Consider the following 24820-nt stretch of genomic DNA (forward strand, 5'->3'; position numbering starts at 1 on the left):
CCGGCACTACCCCGATCTGGGCCGCCGGCTTAAACCTTCCGGGCCTCCGTCGCATCCCATCTGTGATCCTTCCCCGGAGCCACGGATGCGCCTGCCCTTCTGCCTCATTGCCGCCCTGCTGGTGCCCTGCGCAGCACTGGCCGCCCCGCCGCAGGTCGTCACTGATGATATCGGCCGCTTCTGGGCTACCTATGACGCCGTGCGCACCGAGCCCGACGTTGAACGCCAGGTCGCACTGGTGCAGGAGCGCTACATCGATCCAGGCAGCCCCGGCCTGCATGCGCTGATGCAGGTGCGCAACTACACCGCCCGCGAATACGCCACGGCCATGCGTACGTGGCCGCGCTTCTGGACGTCGGTACGGCCATTGACCGCCAACGCGCAGCAGGCCAGCGCCACACTGGAACGGGACCTGACTGCCTTCCGTACGCTCTACCCCGCCCTGCGCCCCGCCACCATCACCTATGCGGTCGGTGTTCTGCGTACCGGCGGCACGACGCTGGGTGACAAGGTGCTGATCGGAGCGGAGATGGCGCTGGGCGATGAGCGCGTGGACGTGAGCGAGCTGCCGGAGCCGATGCGCAGCCGCCTGCGGATCTTCTACGACAGCCGCCCGGGGGCGAACAACGCGCAGAACAACCTGCACGAGTACGTGCATACGCAGCAGCGCGAGACCACCGGCAGCCTGGCCCAGTACGCGGTGCGCGAGGGTGTGGCCGAGTATGTGGCGGAGCGGCTGAGCGGGCGCCGGCCGGCATTATCCTTCTACGACTACGGCGCAACACACGAGGCGGAAATCCGCGCACGCTTCATTGCTGAGATGAACGGGGAAAATCTCGACAACTGGCTCTACAACAGCGCCCGCAATCCGTTCGGGGTGAGTGATGTGGGCTATTACGCCGGGTATCGCATCGCGCAGGGGTACATGCGGCAGCAGGCCGATGAGAAGGCGGCGATCGCGCGGATGATCGAGCTGGACTATGCCGATCCGAAGGCGGTGCGGGCGTTTATTGAAGCATCTGGGTGGTTGCGGCAGCGGTAGCGCCGGGCCATGCCCTGCGGACAGTGCCAACCAAGGTTGGCACCCACGGGAATGCCGGCCAGCGGCCGGCACTACCAGATTCCAGACCCCGGCGGCGCCGGGCCATGCCCGGCACCCGTATTTCAGGCGTACAGCGTCGGGTCGGCTACGCCGGCTTCGGTGAAGCCCTGCGCGCGCAGGCGGCAGGCATCGCAGTGGCCGCAGGCGGCGCCGTTGGCGTCGGCGTTGTAGCAGGACACGGTCAGGCCGAAGTCCACGCCCAGGCGCACGCCTTCGCTGACGATCTGGCCCTTGCTGAGGAACTGCAGCGGTGCGTGCACCTTGATGCCCGCGCCTTCCACGCCCGACTTGGTGGCCAGGTTGGCCAGCGCCTGGAACGCGGCCACGAACTCGGGACGGCAGTCCGGGTAGCCGGAGTAGTCCACGGCGTTGACGCCGCAGAAGATGTCGTTGGCGCCGAGCACTTCGGCCCAGCCCAACGCCAGCGACAGCATGATGGTGTTGCGCGCCGGCACGTAGGTGACCGGAATGCCGGCACCGCCGGCCTCGGGCACGTCGATGTCGTCGGTCAGCGCCGAGCCGCCGATGCTGCGCAGGTCCACGTCCACGGTCTTGTGCGCGATAACGCCCTGGGCCTTGGCCACGCGGGCGGCAGCATCCAGTTCGGAAGTATGGCGCTGGCCGTAGCGCACGCTCAGGGCATGCACGGCGAAGCCCTGTTCCTGGGCCATGGCGATGACGGCGGCTGAATCCATGCCGCCGGAGAGAAGCACGACTGCCTTCTTCATGGGTAAAACATCCGGTTGGGAGGGGAAAGCCAGCACGCTGTCCCGCGCCGGAGCTACATCAAGGAACGCTGCCTGGGCTCATCGGCCCGGCTCATCGTTCCACAGGATTTTATGCAACTGCATCTGGAAGCGCACCGGCAGCCGGTCCTCGACGATCCAGTCGGCCAGCTGGCGCGCGGTGATCTCACCCTTGCTCGGCGAGAAGAACACGGTGCAACGCTTCACCAGATCGTGCTCGGCCAGCAGGGACTTGGCCCAGTCGTAATCCTCGCGGCTGCAGATGACGAACTTGATCTGGTCGCGGGCGGTCAGCAACGGCAGGTTGTCCCAGCGGTTGCGCGCCACTTCGGCCGAACCCGGGGTCTTGATGTCGACCACGCGCGATACCCGGGGGTCCACGGCGCTGACGTCCAGCGCACCGGAGGTTTCCAGCGAGACATCCATGCCGGCGTCGCACAGCTTCTGCAGCAGTACCAGGCAGCGCTTCTGTGCCAGCGGCTCGCCACCGGTCACGCAGACGTGGCGCACGCCCTGGGCCAGCACCTCGGCCACGATGTCGTCGATGTCCCACCAGGTGCCGCCATGGAAGGCATAGGCGGTGTCGCAGTACTGGCAACGCAGCGGGCAGCCGGTCAGGCGCACGAACACGGTCGGCCAGCCGGCGGTATCGGCTTCGCCCTGCAGCGAGGTGAAGATCTCGGTGATCTTCAGGCGTGGCAGCGGCGACTGCACGATCTCACTGGGCGTGGCGGCGGCGCTGGACGGGGTAACGGCGGTCATGGCGGGGACTTCTTGGTGGGACACGTGGCGGGTGGGCTACCGTGGCCGGTAACGAAAGCAGCCGAGCATGGCTCGGCTCTACAACTGCAGCCGGTCGGGTGTGGCCCAGCCGGTAATGCAAGCCGCCGGGCGTGGCCCGGCGCTACCGGATCCGGGCGGGTTTGCCGGTCCGGAAACGAAAGCAGCCGAGCGTGGGCTCGGCTCTACAGGACACGTATTGTACGCCCGGTCAGCGGATCAGCGGATCTGCTTGCCGAGGCGGATCGACTGCAGGCGGTCCTGCGCGGTGCGCGCGGCGTCCGAGCCAGGGTACTGCGCCACGACGGTCTCCAGCGTCTGCTGGGCCTGGTCGACCTTGCCCTCGCCATACTGCGAGAGGCCGACCTTGAGCAGGCCGCCAGCGGCCTTGTCGTGGGTCGGATAGCGCGAGAGCAGTTCACGGAACTGGGTCTCGGCCATCGGGAAATTGCGGGTGGCGTAGTAGCTCTCGCCCAGCCAGTACAGCGCGTTCGGCGCGTAGACGCCGTTCGGGTACAGCTGCAGGAAGCTCAGGAACAGCTGCGCCGAATCATCGTACTTGCCGGCCTTCAGCGAATCGAAGGCGACGTTGTAGGAGGTGCGCTCGTCGCCGGTGGCGGCAAGGCTGCCGGCATCACCATGGACGGAAGGCGGCCGCTCGGAAGTGGCCGCCGCTGCGGGTTTTGCCGGGGCCGGGGCGGCCTTCGGCGCGCTCGCCGGAACGGGCGGCAGGGCCGGGGCGGCATTGCCCCCTTCCAACCGGTTCAGGCGGCTGTCCAGATCCAGGTACTGGTCCTGGGCGGACTGCTTGAGCTGGGCGTTGTCGTGCTGCAACTGCTCGATCGAGGCCTGCAGGCTGGTGACCTGCTGCCGCAGCTGATTGATCTGGTTCAACAGGTCCTGGTTGGCACTGTTGTTGTACATCTGCTGCTCGATCGCGCCAACGCGGTCGGCCAGGCTCTGTCGCTGTGCATGCGCCGGTGCGGCAGCCACGAGGGCTGCCGCAACGACCAGCATCAGTTTGATGCCAATACGCATGGATTACTGCGCGGTGTAGACGATTTCGACGCGACGGTTCTGCGACCAGCAGGACTCGTTCGACTCGGTGCAGACCGGACGCTCTTCACCGTAGGACACGACGGTCAGCTGCGAAGCCGAGCCACCGTTGGCCTGCAGGGCCGAGTTGACGCCGTTGCCACGGCGCTCGCCCAGGGCCTGGTTGTACGCGCGCGAACCGCGCTCGTCGGTGTGGCCCTGCAGGGTGATGCGCGAGGACGGACGGTCACGCAGGTACTTGGCGTGGCACGCCATGATGGCCTGGAATTCCGGCTTCACGTCTTCCTTGTCCAGGTCGAAGTAGACAACGCGCTGGCGCAGGCAAGCGTCGGTGTCCAGGTCGCCCGGGCCGTACAGGCCGGAGGTCGACGGAGCGGTCGGGGTGGTGGTCGAGGTGCCGGTGTCAATCGGGGCTGCCGGCTCTTCCTTCACCTTCTTCGAGCAACCGGCCAGGACGGCCACAGACAGCAGGGAAACAAGCAGAACGCGGGTGGACTTGTTCATGGCGATACCTTTGTGGCTCCTAGGCCGATGAGGGGTTCAAGACAGCGAAAATATTAACACTCTTTTAGCGCTGGGTACGGTATGGGGACCATGCCGGTTCGCGCACATCTCCGTCAGCCAGAACCAACCGCTGGCGCACGCGCGCATCGGCAGAAACGGCGTACAGCACACCACGGCCACCCTCGCGGGCGGCGTACAACACCATGCTTGCGTTGGGCGCAAAGCTCGGAGATTCATCCAGCGAACCCGGGGACAGCGTGCTCCAGCGGGGCGAACCCAGCGAGCTGTCCATCATCGCGATCTTGTAGCTGTTGCCCGAGCCCTGGGCGACGGCGATCTTCTTGCCATCGTAGGACACCGAGGGCTTGGCATTGTAGTTGCCCTGGAAGGTCACGCGCTCGGCGCTGCCGCCGCCCGCACCAACCTTGTAGACCTGCGGACGGCCGCCGCGGTCGGAGGTGAAGTACACCGCGCTGCCGTCCGGTGCCCAGGTCGGCTCGGTATCGATGGCGAAGTGGTTGGTCAGCTGGGTCAGCTGCTTGCTGCCCAGGTCCATCACGTAGATTTCCGGGTTACCCGAGCGCGACAGGGTCAGGGCCAGCTTGCGGCCGTCCGGCGAGAACGCCGGGGCGCTGTTGATGCCGCGGAAGCTGGTGACCAGCTCACGCGCACCGGTGCCGATGTTCTGGATGTAGATGGCCGAATTGCCACGCTCGAAGCTGACGTAGGCCAGCTTGCTGCCATCCGGGCTCCACGACGGCGACAGCAGCGGCTCGGCCGAGCGCACGATGGTCTGCGGATTGAAGCCGTCGGAGTCGGCCACCATCAGCGCGTAGCGCATGGCGTCGCCCTTGCCGCTGGCGGTCACGTAGGCGATGCGGGTCCAGAAGGCGCCACGGACACCGGTGATCTTCTCGTAGATGGCGTCGGCCATCTGGTGGGCGACGTCACGCATGGCGTTGCCACGGGCGGTCATCGCCAGGCCCAGCAGGCGCTCGCCCTTCGGTACGTCGAACAGTTCGTACTCGACACGGTAGGCGCCGGCACCGGCGTCGAGCACGCGGCCGACCACGATGTAGTTCTGCTTCAGCGCGCGCCAGGTGGCGAACTGGATGTCGCCGCCCCGCACGGGCTTTTCGACGATCTGTGCTTCCGGCAGCGTGCGGAACTGGCCCGAACGCTCGAGGTCGGCGCGGACCACGCCGGCGACGTCGGTCTGCGGTGCAGCCGCCGAACCCTGGTAGGGCATCGGCACGATGGTGATCGGCAGCGCGGAGGCATTGCCGCCGATGATGTCGATATCCAGCCCCTTCTGCTGCGCGACGGCAGCAAAGGGCAGCAACAGGGCCGCAAACACGGCAAGCCAGCGAGGCATCTTTTTCATGGAGCGCTCAATAGGGGGAAACCGGAACGAGGGATAACAAAGCGGGAGTGAACCGCTTCGCAATCATGAAGCAAGGGTACGTGAATTCCGGGTCAGTTCCAGCCCGTCCTCTCACGCACCGTTAACGTCGTGGCTAACATCGCACCGCCTGCCCCGGCCACACCGCCCCGCAGGGTGGTATTCCACAGCAGCCCCCAGCCTGCCCGGCTGAAACCGGGCCCGCCAGAGGCAAGCGCGACATCCTTGGGCGCAGGTGACCCGAGAGCCACCTTGCCCTGCCCGCCTCAGCGATCCTGGGCAGTAAAGGTGAAGTTGAGCGTGCGTGCGAACACAGACTCGAAGCCGCGGTACGGCAGCGGCTGCGCGTTGAGCACGGCGGCCTCGATCGAACGCTTGCCGGCCTCGTCGTACGGGCAGTTCGGGCTGACCTTGGCCTGCATCACCGTGCCCCCCGGAATCTGGGTGATGGTGATCTGGCAACGCTGGCCGAGCGGCACCGTATCCGGGCGCACCCACTGCGACAGCACCTTGGCCTGGATCGCGGCCGCGTACTTGGCCGAAAGATCATCGCTGTTGCCACCGCCACCGGCGGCCGGCTGGGAGGCACCGCTGGAACCGGCAGCGGCACTGCCGGCAGCATTACGCGCGGCTGCCACCTGGCGCAGCTTCTGCTCGGCCAGCTTGGCTTCCTTCTCGGCCTGCTCGCGGCGGGCACGGATCTCGGCGATCTTCTTCTGCTTCTCGGCCTCGGCCTTGTCAGCCGCCACGCGCTCCTGCTCGGCCTGCTTCTTCTTTTCGTCCGCTTCCTGCTGCTTGGCCAGGCGCAGCTTCTGCTCCGCTTCTTCCTGGCGCTTGCGTTCGGTCAGGTCGATCTGTTCCTGGCGGCGCTTGGCTTCCTGTTCCTGCTTGGCCTTCTCCTGCGAGATGGCCAGCGCGCTCACCGCTTCCTGGTCCTTGGTGTCTGGCTGCGCGACACGCTCCTGCGCCTGTTGCTGCTGCGGCGTGGGGGCGTCCTGCGGGCGCGGTTCGGGAATCGGCTGCGGCGGCGGGATGGTGTCTTCAGGCACCGGGATCGGCTCGGCCACCGGCGGCGGCAGGTCCTCCAGCTTCTCCGACTGGCGCAGGGCCTGGCGCGCGGCGGAGGCCTCGGACGCGGACAGCGCCAGGCTGGCCTCGACCGAGGGGTCGCCGGCGGCGGCATCGGTGTTGCGCTCGGGCGACCAGAACCAGGCCACGATGAACACCAGCGCGACCAGCAGGTGCACCAGCAACGCCAGCGCCAGGGGCAGGCCCCAGCCGGGTTCGCGCTGATGCGGGGGTGGCAGGGCGTCAGCGTGCATCGGTGGCCAGGCCTACCTTGTCTACCTTGGCGCGCTTGATCACATCCATTGCAGCAATGACCTTTTCATAGGCCACGGCGCGGTCGGCGGCGACGATCACGCGCACGCCCTTGTCCTGGGCGGCGATGCCGGCCAGACGGCCTTCCAGTTCCTCGGCCGACACGGCGGTCGGGTCCTTGGCGTCGGGCAGCTTCAGGCTGAGCTGGCCGTCCTGGCGCACCGAGACGATCACCGGATCCTGCTTGCTCTCCAGCGCCTTGGCGTTGGACTGCGGCAGGTCGACGTCGAAGCTCAGGGTGAGCAGCGGTGCGGTGACCATGAAGATGATCAGCAGCACCAGCATGACGTCGATGTAGGGAACGACGTTGATTTCCGATTTCAGCTTGCGGCGCTTGCGGCGACCGATGGCAGCGGACATGGCTTGGACTCCCGGGTCAGGCGCTTACTCGTCGCCAGCGCTCTGGCGCTGCAGGATGGAGCTGAACTCTTCGGCGAAGGTCTCGAACCGCACCGACATGCGCTCCACGCGCGTGGTGAAGCGGTTGTAGGCCCACACCGCCGGGATCGCCACGAACAGGCCGATGGCGGTGGCGAACAGTGCCTCGGAGATGCCCGGCGCGACGGCGGCGATGCCGGCCTGCGCACCGCTGCTGATCATGTCGTGCATGGTCACCATGATGCCGAACACGGTACCGACCAGGCCCACATAAGGCGCGGTCGAGCCGATGTTGGCCAGCAGTTCCAGGTTGCGCTCAAGCTGATCCACTTCGCGGGTGTAGGTGGTGCGCATGGCACGCTGTGCGCCTTCCAGCTGGGCGCGACCGTCCAGGCGGCGCTTGTCGCGCAGGCGGGTGTACTCGCGGAAGCCGGCTTCGAAGATGGCTTCCAGGCCGCCGACATTGCGGCTGCGGTCGGTGGCCGAGCTGTACAGCTTGCCCAGGTCCGCACCGGACCAGAAGCGGTTCTCGAACTCGTCGGCTTCGCGGGTGGCCTGCTTGAACACGCGGGCCTTGCGGAAAATGATCACCCAGCTGACGAACGAGCCGACCAGCAGCAGCAGCACGATGATCTTCACCGGCAGGCTGGCCTTGGCCATCAGTTCGAGGTAGTTGATGCCGCCGCCAGTGGTGGCCTGGGCAAGGGTCTGTGTCGCGGCATTGCTGACGTCGGCCGGCAGTGCCTCGGTGACCGTGGCCTGCAGGGCCAGGAGCGTTGCGATCATCCGTTGTTCCTCAGTGTTCGGATTCGGGGTGGAGGTGGGGTTGCAGCACGGCAAGGACGGCCTCGTCCATGCCACGCGGGCGGAAACTGGCCGCTTCCAGTGCGGCGATGCGGACCTGCGCCGACAGCAGCAGCTCGCCGTCGCGCAGGATCTGCTGGTCGAAGACCATGCTGGCCTTCTTCAGCTGGACCAGACGGGCACTCACCTGCAGGGTGTCATCCAGCCGTGCCGGCTTGATGAAATCCATCTGCATCGAGCGCACCGCGAAGACCATCCCGTGCTCGGCGCGCATGCGCTCCTGGCCGTAGCCCAGCGCACGCATCCATTCGGTCCGGGCCCGTTCCATGAAGGCCACGTAGCGGGCGTGGTAGACCACGCCACCTGCGTCGGTATCTTCCCAGTAAATGCGTGTCGGCCAACTGAATCGGGGCTCAACCGACATCGGGAACCTCCGCGAACAGGTCCTGCGGCGGGTTCTTCGGCTTCAGGCCCATGTGCCGGTAGGCCTTGTGGGTGGCCATGCGGCCACGCGCGGTGCGCACCAGGAAGCCCTGCTGGATCAGGTACGGCTCGACCACGTCTTCCAGCGTGCCGCGCTCTTCAGACAGCGCCGCGGCCAGCGATTCGATGCCGACCGGGCCGCCATCGAAGTAGTCGACCATGGTCTTGAGCAGGCGCCGGTCAAGCTCGTCGAAGCCCTCCGGGTCGACCTTGAGCATCTTCATCGCGGCCTGGGCCACGGCCTCGTCGATGTGGCCGCCGGCCTTCACCTGCGCATAGTCGCGCACGCGGCGCAGCAGGCGGTTGGCGATACGCGGGGTGCCACGCGCGCGGCGCGCGATCTCCCCTGCCCCATCGGCCGTGCAGTCGATGGCCAGGATGGCTGCCGAGCGGCGCACGATCCGGGTCAGCTCCTCGACGCTGTAGAACTCCAGGCGCTGGACGATGCCGAAGCGGTCACGCAACGGCGCGGTCAGCAGGCCAGCACGGGTGGTGGCACCGATCAGGGTGAACGGCGGCAGGTCGATCTTGATCGAGCGGGCGGCGGGGCCCTCGCCGATCATGATGTCGATCTGGAAATCTTCCATCGCCGGGTACAGCACTTCCTCCACCACCGGCGACAGGCGATGGATCTCGTCGATGAACAGCACATCGTGCGGCTGCAGGTTGGTCAGCAGCGCGGCGAGGTCGCCGGCCTTTTCGATCACCGGGCCGGAGGTGACCCGCAGGGCCACGCCCAGTTCGTTGGCGATGACATGGCTGAGGGTGGTCTTGCCCAGGCCGGGCGGCCCGAAGATCAGCACGTGGTCGAGCGCGTCGCCGCGCCCCTTGGCCGCCTGGATGTAGATCTCCATCTGCTCGCGCACCGGCACCTGGCCGAGGTAGTCGGCAAGGCGCTTGGGGCGGATGCTGGCGTCGGCGGCGTCATCCTCGCGGGTGGCGCCGGCGCCGATGATGCGGTCGTCGGTCATGTGCTGATTATGCGGCAAAAGCGCGGGTTTCGGCCGGGCTGCGCCCGGCACCCGCAGAGGCAACGGCAACGGCAGCATCCAGAGCAACAGCCGAAGCGGGCTTCCTGGGGAATGGCGGGGTGGGTCCGCTTGCGGGAGACGCTGCAAGTACGTCCATGTAAGCTCGGTCGCCGCATCCATGCGGCTCACGCCCCCGCAAGCGGACCCACCCCGCCTTCGACAGTTTCCTGCGGCCTGTCGGAACGGCGTTCTGCTTTGGTGGGTGCCGACCGTTGGTCGGCACGGGGTCAGATCTGGTAGGTGTCGACCTTGGTCGACACGGTATATCCACGCCATGCGCGGATGGACCTGAGGAGTCGAGTGGTCTCCGCAAGTGGAGCCCCCTTGTTGTTCAAGGGGGCGCGCCGACAGGCGCGGGGATAAGGTGGAATGCGCGGAACGCCGGCGCCCAAGGCGCCTGCGTTTCAAGGGGGCGCGCCGACAGGCGGGGGGTTAAGGTGGAATGCGCGGAACGCCGGCGCCCAAGGCGCCTGCGTTTCAAGGGGGCGCGCCGACAGGCGCGGGGATAAGGTGGAATGCGCGCGGGACCCACGGTTTGCGCAGCAAATCGTGGGACGTAGCGCAGGTGGAGATTAAATCTCCACCTGCGCGCCCAGTTCCACCAATCTGTTGCCCGGAATGCGGAAGAAGCCCGTGGCCGGGGCGGCGTTCCTGTGCATCAGCGCGAACAGCTTGTCACGCCAGATCGGCATGCCACGGTTGGCGGTGGCGACGATGGTTTCGCGGCTGGCGAAGAAGGTGGTGTCCATCGGGTCGAAGTAGATGCCGCCGTGGTCGCACGAGCGCATCAGCGCCAGCGGCACGTCCGGGGTCTCCATGAAACCGAAGCGCACGTAGACGCGGTAGAACTCGTCGCCCACCGATTCGATCTTCAGCCGCTGCCCTTCCATCGCATAGGGAATGGGCAGGGTTTCCACGTGCAGGAACACGTTGCGCTCGTGCAGCACCTTGTTGTGCTTGAGGTTGTGCATCAGCGCATGCGGAGCCACGGTCGGGTCGGCGGTGAGGAATACCGCGGTGCCCGGCACGCGTACCGGCGGCGCCAGCATCAGGCCTGGCAGGAAGGTGTCCAGGCGAATGCCGTCCTTGCGGATCTCATCGCGCAGCAGCTCGCGGCCACGGCGCCAGGTGCGCATCATGGTGAACAGGAAGATGCCCAGCACCACCGGGAACCAGGCGCCCTGCAGCAGCTTGGCGCCGTTGGCGATGACGAAGCCGAGGTCGATGACGAAGAACACCACACACAGCGGCAGGATCCACTTGCGCGCCTTCGGCCACAGCGAGCGCGCCACCAGGGCCAGCAGCAGGGTGTCGATCAGCATGGTGGCCGACACCGAGATGCCGTAGGCCACCGCCAGGTTGGAGGAGCTGCGGAACGCCAGCACCAGGCCGATCACCATCACCGCGATGCCCCAGTTGATACCCGGGATGTAGATCTGGCCGATGGTGTCGTGCGAGGTGTGCTTGATCCGCATGCGCGGGATGTAGCCCAGCTGCATGGCCTGGCGCGATACCGAGAACGCGCCGGTGATGACCGACTGCGAGGCAATCACCGCGGCCATGGTGGCCAGGATGATCATCGGATACAGCGCCCACGACGGCACCGCTTCGAAGAACGGATTTTTCACCGCCTCGGGGTGGTTGAGCACCAGCGCACCCTGCCCCAGGTAGTTCAGCACCAGGCACGGCAGCACGAAGAAGTACCAGGCGTGGCGGATCGGCTTGGCACCGAAGTGGCCCATGTCGGCGTACAGCGCCTCACCGCCGGTCACTGCCAGCACCACCGCACCGAGGATGAAGATGCTGTGCCAGCCATGCTCCATGAAGAAGCGGATTGCCCACCACGGGTTGAACGCCTTCAGCACTTCCGGTGCATCGACGATGTTGTAGATGCCGATCGCCGCCAGCGAAATGAACCAGATCGAGGTGATCGGCCCGAACAGCTTGCCGATCTTCGCGGTGCCGAAGCGCTGTACCGCGAACACCGCCAGCAGTACCACCACGGTGATCGGAACGATGAAGGCGTGCAGTCCTGGCGCGGCAACTTCCAGGCCTTCCACCGCACCCAGCACCGATATCGCTGGGGTGATCACGCCATCGCCGAAGAACAGCGAGGCACCGAAGATGCCGAGGATGCCGACCACATAGGCCGAGCGCGACCCGTTGCGCAGCGTGCGCTGGGTCAGCGCCATCAGCGCCATGATGCCGCCCTCGCCGTCGTTGTCGGCGCGCATGATGATGGTCACGTACTTCAGCGTGACCACGATGTTCAGCGCCCAGAACGCCAGCGACAGCACGCCCAGCACGGTGTCGTGGTCACTGTTGAGCCCGTAGTGCGGCGAGAACGCCTCCTTCAGGGTGTACAGCGGGCTGGTACCGATATCGCCGAAGACCACGCCGATCGCACCGATGATCAGCGCCAGGCCTCCGGCTGGAGGGGCGTGACCATGACCGCCTGGGGCGGCCGCGTGCGGGGTTTGACTGCTGGACATGGGACTCCTGGCGAAGCTCAGGCGGTAGGTTGGGGAAAGGGACGCGGCTCAGCGCAGCGCCGACTGCAGCGCCTTGCGGATCACGGTGGCCACTTCGTCACCTTCGTTGAAGGCATCGCGGGCCATGCGCGCCGCTTCGGCCGGCTTGTAGCCCAGCTGCTGCAGGGCCACGGTGGCATCGGACAGCGGATCGGCCGGGGCCGGGCCGCTGCCGGTGGGCAGCGCGCCGCCGGCACCGAACTGCGCCGCGCGGTCACGCAGCTCCAGCACCATGCGCTCGGCGGTCTTCTTGCCGATGCCCGGAATGCGGGTCAGCGCGGTGATGTCACCGGCCTGGACCATGCGCGCGAACTCCTCGACGGTGACGCCGGACAGCACCGCCAGCGCGATCTTCGCGCCGATGCCGCTGACCTTCTGCACGTCGCGGAACAGGCGCCGCTCACCTTCGCGCAGGAAGCCGTACAGCGAGACGCTGTCTTCCTTCTGCGAGTAATGGGTATACAGGGTGACCTCGCGGCCGAGCTCGGGCAGGTCGTAGAAGGTGCTCATCGGCGCCTCCAGTTCATAGCCCACTCCGTTCACGTCCACCACCAGCCACGGCGGCGCCTTGTAGGCGACGATGCCGCGCAGTCGACCGATCATTGCGTGCAGCTCCTCATTTGCGGCCCCACGCCTGGCGGGCACTGAGCCCCAGGCGGTTGGCCGTTGCCCTTACGTGGGCATGGGTGATGGCCACCGCCAACGCGTCGGCCGCGTCGGCCTGCAGCTTGGTTTTCAGGTTGAGCATGAGCCCGACCATGTGTTGAACCTGTTGCTTTTCGGCGCCACCGCGCCCGACCACCGCCAGCTTGATCTCGCTGGCGGCGTATTCGTGCACCGGCAGGTCACGCAGCACCACGGCGGAAATCGCCGCGCCACGGGCCTGGCCCAGCTTCAGCGCCGAATCGGGGTTGCGGGCCATGAACACGCGTTCGATGGCCACTTCCTGCGGCTGGTACTCGCGGCACAGGTCAGCCAGGCCCAGCACCAGCAGCTTCATGCGCTGCGGGAAATCGTCGGCGCCGAGCAGCACCAGCGGCTGGTGGTGCACGTGGCTGACGCGGCCGGTGGCGTCGACATCGATGATGCCGACCCCGGTCCGCTGCGAACCGGGGTCGATGCCGAGGATGCGGGTCATGCTGCACTCCTGGCGGGGCGGAACGGGAGGCGCTGGCAGGCGTATGGGCTCATGACTGTCCGCGGTGACCGTTCAACGGCCCGCGCCCAGGCCGTCGAGGACGGCTCAGGCGTAGGCGTCGGCGCCGAGTTCGGCGTTGGAGTACACGTCCTGCACGTCGTCCAGGTCTTCAAGCATGTCCAGCAGCTTCTTGACCTGCAGGGCAACCTCGCCCTCGACCTTGATGTCGTTGTCCGCGCGGAAGGTGATTTCGGCGTGGTCGGCGACATGGCCAGCGGCGGCCATCGCATCCTTGACCGCGTTGAACGCGTCAGGGCTGGTGACCACGTCGATCGAGCCGTCGTCCGGGTAGACCACGATGTCATCGGCGCCGGCCTCGATGGCCGCTTCGGTGATGGCTTCCTCGTCGGCACCCGGGGCGAAGCTGAGCACGCCCAGGCGCTTGAACATGAAGGCGACCGAGCCTTCGGTGCCCATGTTGCCGCCGCACTTGCTGAACGCATGGCGGACATCGGCCACCGTGCGCACGCGGTTGTCGGTCAGGCAGTCGACGATCACGGCCACGCCACCCGGGGCGTAGCCCTCGTAGCGGATTTCCTCGTAATCGACGCCTTCCAGTTCACCGGTAGCCTTCTTGATGGCGCGCTCGATCACGTCCTTGGACATGTTCACGGCCAGGCCCTTGTCAACGGCCACGCGCAGGCGCGGATTGTTGTTGGGGTCGCCTCCACCGCCGCGCGCGGCAACGCCGATCTCGCGGATGATCTTGGTGAAAATCTTGCCGCGCTTCGCGTCGGACGCGTTCTTGCGGGCTTCGATGGAGGGGCCTCTACCCATGGGTGCTACCGTCTGGCTGCTTCAGGATCAAGGCGCGGATTCTACCTGATCGGGGGCGGCAACCGTGTCTAGGGTGGAGGGATGCCGCCAGGTCATGCCCGGCGGAGAGCGTGCGAACCAACGGTTCGCACCCACCGAGGCAGGCCGGTCGCACCTACTCAATCATGCAGCGGCGGCGTCGCGGCTGTGATCGAACTGGCCGTGGCGCAGGAAATGCGCGGTCTGCCGCGCGGCATCGGGCGATACCACCAGGCCACTGTGGCTGGTGCGCACCACGCAATGGTCGGCCAGGCCCGGCAGGCGTGTCTCGGCCAGGGCCACGGTACCGTCGGAGGCATCGTCGATGGCGCCCAGCAGGCTGCCCAGCCCGTGCGGCACCGAACCGGCGATCAGGCCAACCTCGGCCCTGCCCTGCCAGTCCGGCAGGCCATCGAGCAGCAGATCGCTGCTGCGCCCCAACGCCAGGCCCCAGCCGTGCTCGGACAGCGAACGCGCAGTGCCACTGCCGCGCAGCGGCGAGCCCAGGCAGACCACGCGCTGCACATCCAGCTGCGGCTGGCGGCGCAAGGCCTCCAGCGCCAGCAATCCCCCCAGGCTGTGGCCGACCAGCGACAACGGGCCGGCATCGGCCAGCCGCTCCAGCAGCTGCGGCACGGCCACGTCAGGGCCACCGAACACCGAGGAGTAACCGAACGCGTGCACCTGGAAACCACGCGCGCGCAGGCGCCAGGCCAGCGGCCCGACCCAGGCACGGGCATTCCAGATGCCATGCAGCAGCAATACGGGGGGAGTCATGCAAACAGCCTGGCGGTCAGCGGGGCGGAAACGTACGGTGATTGAACACGCGCGCGCAGCAAGCGGCGGTGAACGTCAGGTCGCGCGCGGTGCGCGGCGCAGGATGAACTCGAGGTCCTGGGTGTCACCGACCGGGAACAGGTACTCGCCGGCCTTCTCGAATCCATAGCGGGCGTAGAAACGCTGTGCGCCGAAGTTCTCCGACCACACGCCCAGCCACAGCGTGCGCGGGCCTTCGTGTTCCAGCCAGGCCAGCGCGGTTTCCAGCAGGCGGCTGCCCCAGCCGCAGCTCTGCTGCGTCTTGATCAGGTACAGGCGCTTGAGTTCGCCGTCACCGGGCTTCACGTCCGGGTGCGGCAGGCCACAGGGTCCGGCGGCGGCATGGCCGACCGCCTCCCCGTCCAGCTCCAGCAGCCACACCGCGTAATCCGGGTGGGCCAGGATCACGCGCTGGCGCTCGACCGTGTAGGCCTCCTCGAGGAAGGCCTGCAGGTCCTGCGGCGGATACAGATGGCCGAAGGTTTCGGTGAACGTGCGGGCAGCCAGCGCCGACAGGGTCGGCGCGTCGTCCACGGTGGCGCGGCGGATCGAATACATGCAGGAAGTTGACGTCAGGGCGAAGCGCGGGTCAAGCCTTTTCAGGCGATTCCGATTCCGATTCCGCTTCTTCTTCCTCTTCCTCGTACTCCTCTTCGTCCTCGTCCTCTTCTTCGCCTTCCTCGTCCTCGTCGTACTCTTCCTCTTCGTCGTCCTCGTAATCCTCGACGCCGAAGTCTTCACCGTCCCAACGGCCTTCGCCGTCGGCGACGAAGGTCAGGGCCATCGCCGCCGGGTTGGTTCCGACGCGAACCAGCCAACCACCGAACACGCGCGCACGCTCGGTGACCAGGGTGGCCTCGGAGCCTTCATTGCCCAGCTTTTCCCACTCCAGCGAAAACGCAAACTCGGTCATTGCCTGGATCTCCTGATCAGTTGGTCTTGGGGCGAACCTGGATGTGCACTTCGGCCAGCTGCGCGTCGACGATCGGCGACGGCGCGTCGGTCATCAGATCCTGTGCACCGGTGGTCTTCGGGAACGGGATGACGTCGCGGATCGACTCGGTGCCGGCCATCAGCGCGGCGATGCGGTCGATGCCGAAGGCGATGCCACCGTGCGGCGGCGCGCCGTAGTTCAGCGCGTCGAGCAGGAAGCCGAACTTGGCGCGGGCTTCCTCGGCGCCGATGCCGAGCAGTTCGAACACCGCGCTCTGCATGTCCGGACGATGGATACGGATCGAACCGCCGCCGATTTCATTGCCATTGAGCACCATGTCGTAGCCGCGCGAAACGGCGGTACGGGCATTGGCGCGCAGGTCGGCGATGTCGTCCACGGCCGGTGCGGTGAAGGGGTGATGCAGGGCGACGTAGCGCTGTTCTTCCTCGTCCCACTCGAACATCGGGAAGTCGGTGACCCACAGCGGTGCCCAGCCGTCGGCGACCAGGCCGAAGTCCTTGCCGGCCTTCAGGCGCAGCGCGCCCATGAAGTCGGAGACCTTGTTGTAGCCACCGGCGCCGAAGAACACGATGTCGCCGTTACCGGCGCCGACGTGGGCGACCAGCGCAGCGAAGGATTCCTCGCTGAAGAACTTCTGGATCGGCGAGCTGATCTCGCCGTTGTCGGCGATCTTGATGTAGGCCAGGCCCTTGGCGCCGTACTTGGCGGCATGCGCTGCGTATTCGTCGATCTGCTTGCGGCTGAGCGCTGCACCGCCCGGGATGCGCAGCGCGGCGACGCGGCCTTCGGCGTCATTGGCCGGGCCGGTGAACACGGCGAACTCGCTGTCCTTGACCAGCTCGGCCACGTCGACCAGCTCCAGCGCGATGCGCAGGTCCGGCTTGTCCGAGCCGTAGCGACGCATTGCCTCAGCCCAGGTCATGCGCGGGAAGCTGGCATCCAGCTGGACGTCGACCACTTCCTTGAAGATGGCGCGGATCATGTCCTCGACGAAGTCCTGCACGTCGCGCTCGCGGACGAAGGCGAATTCCATGTCCAGCTGGGTGAATTCCAGCTGGCGGTCGGCACGCAGGGCCTCGTCGCGGAAGCAGCGCGCGATCTGGTAGTAGCGGTCGAAGCCGGCCACCATCAGGATCTGCTTGAACAGCTGCGGGCTCTGCGGCAGGGCGTAGAACTCGCCCGGGTGCATGCGCGCCGGCACCAGGAAGTCACGCGCGCCTTCCGGGGTGGCCTTGGTCAGGATCGGGGTCTCGATGTCCTGGAAGCCCTTTTCGTCCAGATGGCGGCGCAGGGCCTGCACCAGCTTGATGCGGGTGCGCTGCATGCGCTGCATTTCCGGGCGGCGCAGGTCCAGGTAGCGGTACTTCAGGCGGGTTTCCTCGCCCGGATTCTCGTGGGCGTGGAACGGCAGCGGCGCGGCCTTGTTCAGCACGGTGATGGCGGTGGCGATCACTTCCACCTTGCCGGTGCGCATCTTGTCGTTCACCGCGTGGCGGGCACGCACCACGCCTTCCACCTGCAGCACGTCCTCGTAGCCCAGCGACGCGGCCACGGCGAACACGTCGGCGTTGTCGACTTCCACGGTCACCTGCACGATGCCTTCATGATCTCGAAGATCGATGAAGCAGACGCCGCCCTGGTTACGGGCCACGTCGGTCCAGCCGGCGAGGGTGACAGTCTGGCCAATCAGGGTCTCATCGACCAGGCCGCAGAAGTGGGTACGCATGGGGGAAGCTCCGCTGGAGAACGCCGGCACCGGATGGGGGCCGGAAAGCCTCGTATTCTGCGGCCGAGGCCCCGGCCGGGGCAAATCCGGCCAGTCACACCGGCTTGATCGCCCCCCTCCCTATAGTCGGGCACCTGCCACCGTATGGGATGCCGCCATGAAACCGCTGTCCCTGGCCAGCCTGGCCGTAACCCTCAGCCTGGGTGCCGCGGGCACCCTTGCCCTGCCCGCCCCTTCCGCGCATGCGCAGAGCGGCGTGGTCCGCTGCGAAAGCCAGAACAACCGCGAACGGGTCTGCAACACCGGCTGGCGCAATGCGCAGCTGGTGCGCCAGCTGTCCGGCTCGGACTGCGATGAAGGACGCACCTGGGGCAGCCGTAACGGCAGCATCTGGGTCACCAACGGTTGCCGCGCCGAATTCGTCGAGGCCCGCGGTGGCTGGGGCGGCGGCAATGGCGGTGGCTGGGGCGGCAACAACGGCCGGCCCGGCGAGACCATCCGCTGCGAGAGCCAGAACAACCGCGAGCGCAGCTGCCCGGTCGGCTGGCGCAATGCCCGCCTGGTCCGCCAGCTGTCCGGCAGCCCCTGCAACGAAGGGCGTACCTGGGGCGTGCGCAACGGCGCGGTCTGGGTCAGTGGCGGCTGCCGTGCCGAATTCGCCGAAGCCCGCGGCTGGGGCGGTGGTGGCGGTGGCTGGGGGGGCGGCAACAGCAATTACTCGGTTACCTGCAGCAGCAACAACAACCGCTCGCAGACCTGCGACTGGGATGAGCGTCAGGGCCGCCCGGTGCTGCAGCAGCAGCTGTCCGGCAGTGCCTGCCAGGAAGGCCGCAGCTGGGGCTACTCACGTGGCCAGGTGTGGGTGAGCAACGGCTGCCGCGCGCGTTTCGGTACGCGGTAAGTACACGGTCGGAGCCCTGGCCGACGGCCAGGGCTCTGGCCCCGGTCCGGTATCCCGCATCCACGCATGGCGTGGATCTACTGAGGGCCTTTCTGGGGTCGAGGCCCTCCGCAGGAGGGATCCGACCGTGGGATCACGGGGCGGACGCTTTATCGTCGCCCCACGGTGCAGGCGGCAGGGCAACCGGCTTGCTCAGGTCGAACTGCACGCGGAAGCGGCGGCCCTCCGGGCGGGTCAGCTCGTAGACAAAGGTCTGGTCGGGATCAATCTCCATCGCCCAGGTGTTGTGCGTCGAGGCCAGCATGTCGGCGCGGCGGAACATCGCCACCGAATCGGCGTCGGCGGGGAACTGCTGGCGCTCGGCGGTGCCCGGCGGCGTGCTGTCGCCACCGTAGAGGGTGATCGCGTCAGGGCTGCCGTCTTCGTGGCGATGATCGTGCTTCAGGCGCAGGCCGGTTTCCGTGCGGGTCAGCACCCAGGTCCGCGAGTGGTCATCGCCGACATGGAACGGGATGCGCAGCTCGTGCGCCGGATCGGCACAGCCGCGCACGTGCATGACCAGGCGCTGCCCGGCGAACGGATCCTTGCCGGTCGGTGCCGGCGTGTCCTCCACCACCTTGCCGGCATAGGCCTGGCCGCAATGCGCGGCCACGGCAGCCATGAAGGCGTCGGCCGGTGCGGTCGCCAGATCATGGGCGACCGTATCGGAGCGCTGCGAACACGCAGCAAGGCTGAGCAGGAGGGCGGAAGCGGTGACAACGGCAGGCAGTTTCATGCCCCAACCCTAACGGCCATGGCCGAAGTGCGCAAACCGCACGCGCAGCATCCGCTCAGCGATCGACTGCAGATGCCGCTGGCAGGGTTTCGGTGGCCGCCACCGGCGCGGCTTCGCCTTCACCCGCAGGTTCCTGTTCAACCGGATCGACATCGAACGGCGTGCGGAACACCAGCGACGGCAACAGCGTGGTCAGTGCGGCATACAGCAGCAGCGCGCCGAACAGCACCGCCGGAATCTGGAAGCGCTCGCGCATGATCGCCGCCAGCACCAGGGTGAAGATGAGGGTCGGGGCCAGCGCCAGCGAGACCCTCAGGCTGCTGCGGAAGCTCTCGCCGAACATCACCCGGCGCTGCAGCCAGACCACGCCGATGCGCAGCGGCAGCACCACCAGGGTGATCACGATGCCCAGCCCCAGCGCCTCGAAACTGAGTGCTTCGCTGGGCACCTTGGTGCCGGCGTTGAAGAAGTAGAACGGCACGAAGAACGAGGCGAACAGGCGCAGCGCATGCAGGTTCTCGTGCGAGGCCAGCAGCGGCATGCGCTGGTGCAGCAGGCGCGCGACCAGGCCGGCGATGAAGGCACCGACCAGGTAATACACACCCAGCAGATAGGTGATGTACGCCGCGACCATGCCGACCATCACCAGCAGCGAGAACTCCGAACCCGGCGCGTGCGGCGCCACCCAGCGGCCCAGCGCGATGAACAGCAGCGGCAGGCCGACCATCATCGCCAGCAGGGCCAGGCTGGACAGCGCCATGTGCCCCGGATCACCGGCCTGCAGCACGATGAACAACGCCGCCAGCGCCAGAAGTTCACCGGCAATGGCCTTGCTGGTCACCCAGAACCGCTCGTCCTCGCTCAGGCCCAGCCGCGACAGCGAATCCATGATGAAGCCGGTGGACGGCGTCAGCAGCGCCAGCGCCAGCAGGCCGGCGGCCTGCCACGGCAGCCCCGCGTAGCGCCAGGCCAGCCAGCCCACACCGAACAGCGTGCCGGTACGGATCACCAGATGCGCCAGCAGCGGCCACATGCCACGGCGCAGCGCCTGCAGATCCACTTCCAGGCCGGCGAACAGGAACAGCGAGGAAATGCCCAGTGTGGCCAACAGACCGATCACCGCGTCGTGCGCCTGGTCGCCCAGCCAGAGCATGCCGATGATGCCGAACAGCAGGCAGGTCAGCGGCGCGGGCAGGCTGAAACGCTGCAGCGCGCGCGGGATCACCAGCAGCGCAAAGATCAGCAGCAGGTAGATCAGTTCATGGCTCATGGGGGACTTCCGTGTGATTCGAACGCGCGCAGGATGCGCGCGCCGAACCGATCCGGCAAGCCACTTCTGAATGACCCCGGTTACCTCAACCGATCAGCCGATCGGCGATGCGGCCTACCTGCGCCAGCACCGTGGCACGCTGTTCGTTGCTGATCGCACCCGCCTGCAGGTAGGCGGTCAGCACCCAGGGCGTGCCGCCGGCCAGCGGCCACAACACGGCGATGTCGTTGCGCGCGTCCTCGCCGTTGCTGCCGGTCTTGTCACCGACGCGCCAGCGCTTGCCCAGGCCCGCGCGCAGGCAGGCGTCGCCGGTTTCGTTGTCGATCAGCCAATCGGCCAGCTGCTGCCGCGACGCCGGCTGCAGCACCTCGCCCAGCACCACGCGCTGCAGGGTCGCAGCCATCGCCGCCGGCGTGGTGGTGTCGCGCGGATCGCCCTTGGCAAAGCTGTTCAGCTCCGGCTCCAGGCGATCACTGCGGCTCACCGCATCACCGCTCGCGCGCAGGAATGCGGTCACCGCGGGCGGGCCACCGACCACGCCGAACAGCAGGTTGGCTGCAGTGTTGTCGCTGGTGATGATCGTGGCACGGCACAGATCGCGCACGGTCATGTCCTTGCCGGCGTGGCGGCGGGTGACCGGCGCGTGCGAGAGCAGGTCGGCATCGCGCACCGGCACGCGCGTGTCCAGCAACGCGGGCCTGCGCTCGGCCTGGCTGAGCACGGTGGCGGCCAGCACGCTCTTGAACGTGCTGCACATCGGGAAACGCTCGTCCTGGCGATGACCGATGCGGCGACCGCTCGCAGTGTCCAACAGGGTCACGCCGAGGCGGCCGGCACAGGCCTTTTCCAGTGCGGCGAAGTCGGTGGCGGCGGTGAGGGCGGCATCGGTCGGTGCACTGGCGGCGGTCTTGCCCGCCGCACGGGCCAGCAACGGCAGGGCAAGCGAGGAAGCAACGGCGGCACCACTGAACTGCAGGAATCGGCGACGGGCGAGCATGCGGGGTTCTCCTGGGGACCGCCCGATTATTGAAGCCTCGCACGCAGGCGACCAGCGCGAAAAATCAGCGGAAGGCATTAGCTGGATTAATGCCTGTCGCAATCAACCCTTTAATTCTTCTGAACTGGCTACTGGGAAGGTAGGATCAGCCATCACCCTGGCTCACGACTACTCTGATGCTGCACCCTACCCTGCCGCTGAACGCGCTGCGTGCCTTCGAGGCGGCCGCACGCCACCAGAACTTCACCCGTGCCGCGCTGGAGCTGTGCGTCAGCCAGGCCGCGCTGAGCCACCAGATCCGCGGGCTGGAGGACCGGCTCGGCATCCGCCTGTTCCATCGCCTGCCGCGCGGCGTGGCGCTCACCGAGGAGGGCGCGGCGCTGTATCCGGTGCTCAACGAATCGTTCGAGCGCATCTCGGCCAGCATCGCGCGCTACACCGGTGGCCCGGCCCGTGAAGTACTGACTCTGGGCGTGGTCGGCACCTTCGCCACCGGTTGGCTGCTGCCACGGCTGGCTGCGTTCGAGGCCGCGCACCCGGACATCGAGCTGCGACTGCAGACCCACAACAACCGCATCGATCTGGCCGGCGAGGGCCTGGACCTGGCGATCCGCTTCGGTGATGGCGACTGGCAGGGCCAGGCCTGCACAGCGATCCTCGACGCGCCGTTTGCACCGCTGTGCGCACCAGCATTGGCGCGGCGGCTCAAACAGCCACGCGACCTGGGCACCCTGCCCCTGCTGCGCTCCTACCGCAGCGACGAATGGCCGCGCTGGCTGCAGGCGGCAGGAGTGAGTGGCGTGGAAGCCCGCGGGCCGGTGTTCGATTCGTCGTTGACGGTGGCGATGGCCGCGGTCGGCGGTGCCGGCGTGGCGCTGCTGCCGCTGCGCATGTTCGAGCAGGAGCTGGCCGAGGGTCGCCTGCTGCAGCCATTCAGCACCACGCTGGAGCTGGGGCGCTACTGGCTCACGCGACTGCGCTCGCGTGCCGAGCGTGAGCCGGCGAAGCGGTTCCGCGAATGGCTGCAGGCGCAGGGATGAAAAAAGGGGACGGAGGGGATTAAGTCGTTTGTGTCACTAACGACTTAATCCCCTCCGTCCCCTTTTTTTGCGTGGTCAGGACTCCAGCAGTTCCATCCACGCTGCCTCAGCTTTTTCCAGCTGGGCGGCAGCGGTTTCGCGGTCACGGCCGATCACCGCCATGCGGGTGGCATCGGCGTAGTTGGCCGGGTCGGCCAGCTGGCGGTCCAGCTCGGCCAGGGCGCTTTCCAGTTCGGCCACCTTGGCTTCGGCGGCGGCCAGCTTGTGCGGGTTCACCGGCTTCTTCTGTACCACCTGAGCCACCGGCGCGGTCTTGACCACCACCGGCTCTTCCACCTGTTCCATGCGCGCCTTGGTGCCCTGCGCCTGCGGACGGGTGCGCAGCCAGGCCGCGTAGGCGTCGAGGTCGCCGTCGAACGGCTCGACCACGCCATCGGCCACGCGCCAGTAGGTATCGCAGACCAGGCCGATCAGATGGCGGTCATGCGAGACCATCACGATCGCGCCTTCGAAGGTGGCCAGTGCCTCAGCCAGCGCTTCGCGCATTTCCAGGTCAAGGTGGTTGGTCGGTTCGTCCAGCAGCAGCACATTCGGCTGCTGCCAGGCGATCAGCGCCAGCGCCAGGCGCGCGCGCTCGCCGCCGGAGAAACCATCCACCGGCTCGAACGCGCGGTCGCCCGGGAAGTTCCACTTGCCGAGGAAATCGCGGAACGACTGGTTCGGTGCGTCCGGGGCGATCTCGCGGAAATGCTCCATCGGCGACTGGCCTTCGTGCAGCGACTCCACCGTGTGCTGGGCGAAGTAGCCGATCTTCAGGTCCGGGTGCGCCATGCGCTCGCCGACGATCGGCGCCAGCTCGCCCACCAGGGTCTTCACCAGGGTGGTCTTACCGGCACCGTTGGGACCGAGCAGGCCGATGCGCTGGCCCGCTTCCAGGCCGAAGCCGACGTTGTGCAGGATCACCGCGTCCTTGCCGTAGCCGGCCTCGACGTGGTTCAGGCGGATCAGCGAGAACGGCAGCTTGGCCGGCGGCGCGAACTCGATGCGGAACTCGCGCTCGGCACGCACCGCTTCGGTGCCGGCCAGCTTGGCCAGGCGCTTCATGCGGCTCTGCGCCTGCGCGGCCTTGCTGGCCTGCGCCTTGAAGCGGTCGATGAAGCTCTGCAGGTGGGCACGCTCGGCCTGTTCCTTCTCGTGCGCGATCTGCTGCTGGCGCAGCTGTTCGGCGCGCTGGCGCTCGAAGTCGGTGTAGCCGCCCGGGTAGAGCTTGGCGCCGCCACCGTGCAGGTGCAGGGTGTGGGTGGCCACGTTGTCGAGGAACTCGCGGTCATGCGAGATCAGCAGCAGGGTGCCCGGATACTTCAGCAGCCACTGCTCCAGCCAGTACACCGCGTCCAGATCCAGGTGGTTGGTCGGTTCGTCCAGCAGCAGCAGGTCGCTTGGCATCATCAGCGCGCGGGCCAGGTTCAGGCGCACGCGCCAGCCGCCGGAGAACGAGGACACCGCGCGGTGGTGGGTCTCTGCCGGGAAACCGAGGCCGTGCAGCAGCTTGCCGGCGCGCGCTTCGGCGTCGTAGGCATTGAGCTCGGCCATCTTCGTGTGCGCCTCGGCCACCGCTTCCCAGTCTTCGCGGGCGGTCGCCTCGGCCTCGGCGGCCAGCACGGCGGCCACTTCGGTATCACCGCCCAGCACGAAGCTCAGCGCCGGGTCCGGCAGCGACGGGGTTTCCTGGGCGACGCTGGCGATGCGCACCTTGCCGGGCAGATCGACATCGCCCTTGTCCGCCTCCAGCTCGCCCTTCACCGCCGCGAACAGGCTGGACTTGCCAGCACCGTTGCGGCCGACCACACCCACCCGGTAACCGGCGTGCAGGGTCAGGTCGACATTGGACAACAGCAGCCGCTCGCCGCGGCGCAAGGCGAAATTACGAAGGGAAATCATCGGGGGAGGCGTCCATATAACCAGATGGAATGTGCTGGTGAGCACTGTTCCTGCGACGCAATTCTAGCGTTAACGAATACTTGACGCGTCCCGGGATGCGCGGCGGCCGGCGTTCCTCTCTCCCACGTCCTTGCCGCGCGCGTCCCGGGCTCCCTCCCCCGCCAGTGCCGATCCGGGCTAAATGGTTGCTGCTGCAACGTTTTTTCCGA

The 24820-nt window shown here is 67.3% G+C and carries 25 protein-coding genes; 3 read left to right on the forward strand and 22 right to left on the reverse strand.

Annotated features, from left to right (window positions below):
- Positions 1 to 85 precede the first annotated feature (85 nt).
- A complete protein-coding gene (locus tag ACZLIB_RS17675) occupies positions 86 to 1042 on the forward strand; it encodes a DUF2268 domain-containing putative Zn-dependent protease (RefSeq protein ID WP_478468277.1) in 957 nt (318 codons plus the stop codon).
- Between the two features lie 122 nt (positions 1043 to 1164).
- On the opposite strand, the gene queC is transcribed toward ACZLIB_RS17675, so the two are convergent.
- The 18 genes from queC to aspS form a co-directional block, all read right to left on the reverse strand.
- Positions 1165 to 1830, reverse strand: a complete 666-nt coding sequence (queC, locus tag ACZLIB_RS17680; protein WP_049422913.1) for a 7-cyano-7-deazaguanine synthase QueC — start codon at positions 1828 to 1830, stop codon at positions 1165 to 1167.
- Positions 1831 to 1908: 78 nt separating this feature from the next.
- The gene (gene queE / locus ACZLIB_RS17685; protein ID WP_010481613.1) at positions 1909 to 2610 is read right to left on the reverse strand and encodes a 7-carboxy-7-deazaguanine synthase QueE; all 702 of its coding nucleotides are present in this window, start codon (positions 2608 to 2610) and stop codon (positions 1909 to 1911) included.
- A 237-nt stretch (positions 2611 to 2847) separates the two neighbouring features.
- Complete coding sequence (gene ybgF / locus ACZLIB_RS17690) at positions 2848 to 3666, reverse strand: tol-pal system protein YbgF (protein WP_010481611.1); 819 nt, start codon at positions 3664 to 3666, stop codon at positions 2848 to 2850.
- A 3-nt stretch (positions 3667 to 3669) separates the two neighbouring features.
- Complete coding sequence (gene pal, locus ACZLIB_RS17695) at positions 3670 to 4188, reverse strand: peptidoglycan-associated lipoprotein Pal (RefSeq protein ID WP_478468278.1); 519 nt, start codon at positions 4186 to 4188, stop codon at positions 3670 to 3672.
- A gap of 64 nt (positions 4189 to 4252) precedes the next feature.
- Positions 4253 to 5572 carry a Tol-Pal system beta propeller repeat protein TolB gene (gene tolB, locus ACZLIB_RS17700; RefSeq protein ID WP_049411092.1) on the reverse strand — a complete coding sequence of 440 codons (1320 nt, stop codon included), beginning with the start codon at positions 5570 to 5572 and terminating at the stop codon, positions 4253 to 4255.
- Positions 5573 to 5856: 284 nt separating this feature from the next.
- On the reverse strand, positions 5857 to 6912 hold the full coding sequence (gene tolA, locus ACZLIB_RS17705; protein ID WP_005410750.1) for a cell envelope integrity protein TolA: 1056 nt from the start codon (positions 6910 to 6912) through the stop codon (positions 5857 to 5859).
- Entirely contained in the window at positions 6902 to 7330 is a 429-nt protein-coding gene (tolR, locus tag ACZLIB_RS17710; protein WP_049400778.1) for a protein TolR, read from the reverse strand. The genes tolA and tolR overlap by 11 nt, the downstream gene beginning before the upstream one ends.
- 24 nt (positions 7331 to 7354) lie before the next feature.
- Positions 7355 to 8134, reverse strand: coding sequence for a protein TolQ (gene tolQ, locus ACZLIB_RS17715; RefSeq protein WP_006438802.1), 780 nt, complete (start codon positions 8132 to 8134; stop codon positions 7355 to 7357).
- A gap of 10 nt (positions 8135 to 8144) precedes the next feature.
- Complete coding sequence (ybgC, locus tag ACZLIB_RS17720; RefSeq protein WP_071229045.1) at positions 8145 to 8576, reverse strand: tol-pal system-associated acyl-CoA thioesterase; 432 nt, start codon at positions 8574 to 8576, stop codon at positions 8145 to 8147.
- Positions 8566 to 9606 (reverse strand): Holliday junction branch migration DNA helicase RuvB, encoded by a 1041-nt coding sequence (ruvB, locus tag ACZLIB_RS17725; protein ID WP_010481595.1) that lies wholly within the window; start codon positions 9604 to 9606, stop codon positions 8566 to 8568. The genes ybgC and ruvB overlap by 11 nt, the downstream gene beginning before the upstream one ends.
- A 632-nt stretch (positions 9607 to 10238) precedes the next feature.
- Positions 10239 to 12158 (reverse strand): potassium transporter Kup, encoded by a 1920-nt coding sequence (locus ACZLIB_RS17730; RefSeq protein WP_032128529.1) that lies wholly within the window; start codon positions 12156 to 12158, stop codon positions 10239 to 10241.
- A 48-nt stretch (positions 12159 to 12206) separates the two neighbouring features.
- A complete protein-coding gene (ruvA, locus tag ACZLIB_RS17735; protein WP_005410756.1) occupies positions 12207 to 12800 on the reverse strand; it encodes a Holliday junction branch migration protein RuvA in 594 nt (197 codons plus the stop codon).
- Between the two features lie 13 nt (positions 12801 to 12813).
- Positions 12814 to 13335, reverse strand: a complete 522-nt coding sequence (gene ruvC, locus ACZLIB_RS17740) for a crossover junction endodeoxyribonuclease RuvC (protein ID WP_032128530.1) — start codon at positions 13333 to 13335, stop codon at positions 12814 to 12816.
- A gap of 105 nt (positions 13336 to 13440) precedes the next feature.
- Entirely contained in the window at positions 13441 to 14172 is a 732-nt protein-coding gene (locus ACZLIB_RS17745) for a YebC/PmpR family DNA-binding transcriptional regulator (protein WP_032128531.1), read from the reverse strand.
- 162 nt (positions 14173 to 14334) lie between these two features.
- Positions 14335 to 14967 (reverse strand): esterase/lipase family protein, encoded by a 633-nt coding sequence (locus ACZLIB_RS17750; RefSeq protein WP_032128532.1) that lies wholly within the window; start codon positions 14965 to 14967, stop codon positions 14335 to 14337.
- A 75-nt stretch (positions 14968 to 15042) separates the two neighbouring features.
- Positions 15043 to 15564, reverse strand: coding sequence for a GNAT family N-acetyltransferase (locus ACZLIB_RS17755; RefSeq protein WP_032128533.1), 522 nt, complete (start codon positions 15562 to 15564; stop codon positions 15043 to 15045).
- A 31-nt stretch (positions 15565 to 15595) separates the two neighbouring features.
- Positions 15596 to 15919, reverse strand: coding sequence for a hypothetical protein (locus ACZLIB_RS17760; RefSeq protein WP_049461392.1), 324 nt, complete (start codon positions 15917 to 15919; stop codon positions 15596 to 15598).
- 16 nt (positions 15920 to 15935) lie between these two features.
- A complete protein-coding gene (gene aspS / locus ACZLIB_RS17765) occupies positions 15936 to 17687 on the reverse strand; it encodes an aspartate--tRNA ligase (RefSeq protein WP_032128535.1) in 1752 nt (583 codons plus the stop codon).
- A 157-nt stretch (positions 17688 to 17844) separates the two neighbouring features.
- Here aspS and ACZLIB_RS17770 point away from each other — a divergent pair, with 157 nt between their 5' ends.
- The gene (locus ACZLIB_RS17770; protein ID WP_032128536.1) at positions 17845 to 18588 is read left to right on the forward strand and encodes a DUF3011 domain-containing protein; all 744 of its coding nucleotides are present in this window, start codon (positions 17845 to 17847) and stop codon (positions 18586 to 18588) included.
- Between the two features lie 133 nt (positions 18589 to 18721).
- Here the strand turns inward: ACZLIB_RS17770 and ACZLIB_RS17775 are convergent, their stop codons facing one another.
- From ACZLIB_RS17775 to blaL2, 3 genes are all read right to left on the reverse strand, one after another.
- Positions 18722 to 19363, reverse strand: coding sequence for a hypothetical protein (locus tag ACZLIB_RS17775; RefSeq protein WP_478468280.1), 642 nt, complete (start codon positions 19361 to 19363; stop codon positions 18722 to 18724).
- Between the two features lie 55 nt (positions 19364 to 19418).
- Positions 19419 to 20633 (reverse strand): cation:proton antiporter, encoded by a 1215-nt coding sequence (locus ACZLIB_RS17780; protein WP_032128538.1) that lies wholly within the window; start codon positions 20631 to 20633, stop codon positions 19419 to 19421.
- An 85-nt stretch (positions 20634 to 20718) separates the two neighbouring features.
- On the reverse strand, positions 20719 to 21630 hold the full coding sequence (gene blaL2, locus ACZLIB_RS17785) for a L2 family extended-spectrum class A beta-lactamase (protein WP_049400784.1): 912 nt from the start codon (positions 21628 to 21630) through the stop codon (positions 20719 to 20721).
- Between the two features lie 176 nt (positions 21631 to 21806).
- Here blaL2 and ampR point away from each other — a divergent pair, with 176 nt between their 5' ends.
- Positions 21807 to 22670 carry a LysR family transcriptional regulator AmpR gene (gene ampR / locus ACZLIB_RS17790; protein WP_012511908.1) on the forward strand — a complete coding sequence of 288 codons (864 nt, stop codon included), beginning with the start codon at positions 21807 to 21809 and terminating at the stop codon, positions 22668 to 22670.
- A 75-nt stretch (positions 22671 to 22745) separates the two neighbouring features.
- On the opposite strand, the gene ACZLIB_RS17795 is transcribed toward ampR, so the two are convergent.
- Positions 22746 to 24611 carry an ABC-F family ATP-binding cassette domain-containing protein gene (locus tag ACZLIB_RS17795; protein WP_032128540.1) on the reverse strand — a complete coding sequence of 622 codons (1866 nt, stop codon included), beginning with the start codon at positions 24609 to 24611 and terminating at the stop codon, positions 22746 to 22748.
- Positions 24612 to 24820: the final 209 nt, after the last annotated feature.

The organism is Stenotrophomonas sp. 220_Sma (genome assembly GCF_056487375.1).

Excerpts from the sequence above, each read along its gene's own strand:
- ACZLIB_RS17675 (WP_478468277.1), top strand. The coding sequence starts at position 86 with ATGCGCCTGCCCTTCTGCCTCATTGCCGCCCTGCTGGTGCCCTGCGCA.
- queC (WP_049422913.1), bottom strand. The coding sequence starts at position 1,830 with ATGAAGAAGGCAGTCGTGCTTCTCTCCGGCGGCATGGATTCAGCCGCC.
- queE (WP_010481613.1), bottom strand. The coding sequence starts at position 2,610 with ATGACCGCCGTTACCCCGTCCAGCGCCGCCGCCACGCCCAGTGAGATC.
- ybgF (WP_010481611.1), bottom strand. The coding sequence starts at position 3,666 with ATGCGTATTGGCATCAAACTGATGCTGGTCGTTGCGGCAGCCCTCGTG.
- pal (WP_478468278.1), bottom strand. The coding sequence starts at position 4,188 with ATGAACAAGTCCACCCGCGTTCTGCTTGTTTCCCTGCTGTCTGTGGCC.
- tolB (WP_049411092.1), bottom strand. The coding sequence starts at position 5,572 with ATGAAAAAGATGCCTCGCTGGCTTGCCGTGTTTGCGGCCCTGTTGCTG.
- tolA (WP_005410750.1), bottom strand. The coding sequence starts at position 6,912 with ATGCACGCTGACGCCCTGCCACCCCCGCATCAGCGCGAACCCGGCTGG.
- tolR (WP_049400778.1), bottom strand. The coding sequence starts at position 7,330 with ATGTCCGCTGCCATCGGTCGCCGCAAGCGCCGCAAGCTGAAATCGGAA.
- tolQ (WP_006438802.1), bottom strand. The coding sequence starts at position 8,134 with ATGATCGCAACGCTCCTGGCCCTGCAGGCCACGGTCACCGAGGCACTG.
- ybgC (WP_071229045.1), bottom strand. The coding sequence starts at position 8,576 with ATGTCGGTTGAGCCCCGATTCAGTTGGCCGACACGCATTTACTGGGAA.
- ruvB (WP_010481595.1), bottom strand. The coding sequence starts at position 9,606 with ATGACCGACGACCGCATCATCGGCGCCGGCGCCACCCGCGAGGATGAC.
- ACZLIB_RS17730 (WP_032128529.1), bottom strand. The coding sequence starts at position 12,158 with ATGTCCAGCAGTCAAACCCCGCACGCGGCCGCCCCAGGCGGTCATGGT.
- ruvA (WP_005410756.1), bottom strand. The coding sequence starts at position 12,800 with ATGATCGGTCGACTGCGCGGCATCGTCGCCTACAAGGCGCCGCCGTGG.
- ruvC (WP_032128530.1), bottom strand. The coding sequence starts at position 13,335 with ATGACCCGCATCCTCGGCATCGACCCCGGTTCGCAGCGGACCGGGGTC.
- ACZLIB_RS17745 (WP_032128531.1), bottom strand. The coding sequence starts at position 14,172 with ATGGGTAGAGGCCCCTCCATCGAAGCCCGCAAGAACGCGTCCGACGCG.
- ACZLIB_RS17750 (WP_032128532.1), bottom strand. The coding sequence starts at position 14,967 with ATGACTCCCCCCGTATTGCTGCTGCATGGCATCTGGAATGCCCGTGCC.
- ACZLIB_RS17755 (WP_032128533.1), bottom strand. The coding sequence starts at position 15,564 with ATGTATTCGATCCGCCGCGCCACCGTGGACGACGCGCCGACCCTGTCG.
- ACZLIB_RS17760 (WP_049461392.1), bottom strand. The coding sequence starts at position 15,919 with ATGACCGAGTTTGCGTTTTCGCTGGAGTGGGAAAAGCTGGGCAATGAA.
- aspS (WP_032128535.1), bottom strand. The coding sequence starts at position 17,687 with ATGCGTACCCACTTCTGCGGCCTGGTCGATGAGACCCTGATTGGCCAG.
- ACZLIB_RS17770 (WP_032128536.1), top strand. The coding sequence starts at position 17,845 with ATGAAACCGCTGTCCCTGGCCAGCCTGGCCGTAACCCTCAGCCTGGGT.
- ACZLIB_RS17775 (WP_478468280.1), bottom strand. The coding sequence starts at position 19,363 with ATGAAACTGCCTGCCGTTGTCACCGCTTCCGCCCTCCTGCTCAGCCTT.
- ACZLIB_RS17780 (WP_032128538.1), bottom strand. The coding sequence starts at position 20,633 with ATGAGCCATGAACTGATCTACCTGCTGCTGATCTTTGCGCTGCTGGTG.
- blaL2 (WP_049400784.1), bottom strand. The coding sequence starts at position 21,630 with ATGCTCGCCCGTCGCCGATTCCTGCAGTTCAGTGGTGCCGCCGTTGCT.
- ampR (WP_012511908.1), top strand. The coding sequence starts at position 21,807 with ATGCTGCACCCTACCCTGCCGCTGAACGCGCTGCGTGCCTTCGAGGCG.
- ACZLIB_RS17795 (WP_032128540.1), bottom strand. The coding sequence starts at position 24,611 with ATGATTTCCCTTCGTAATTTCGCCTTGCGCCGCGGCGAGCGGCTGCTG.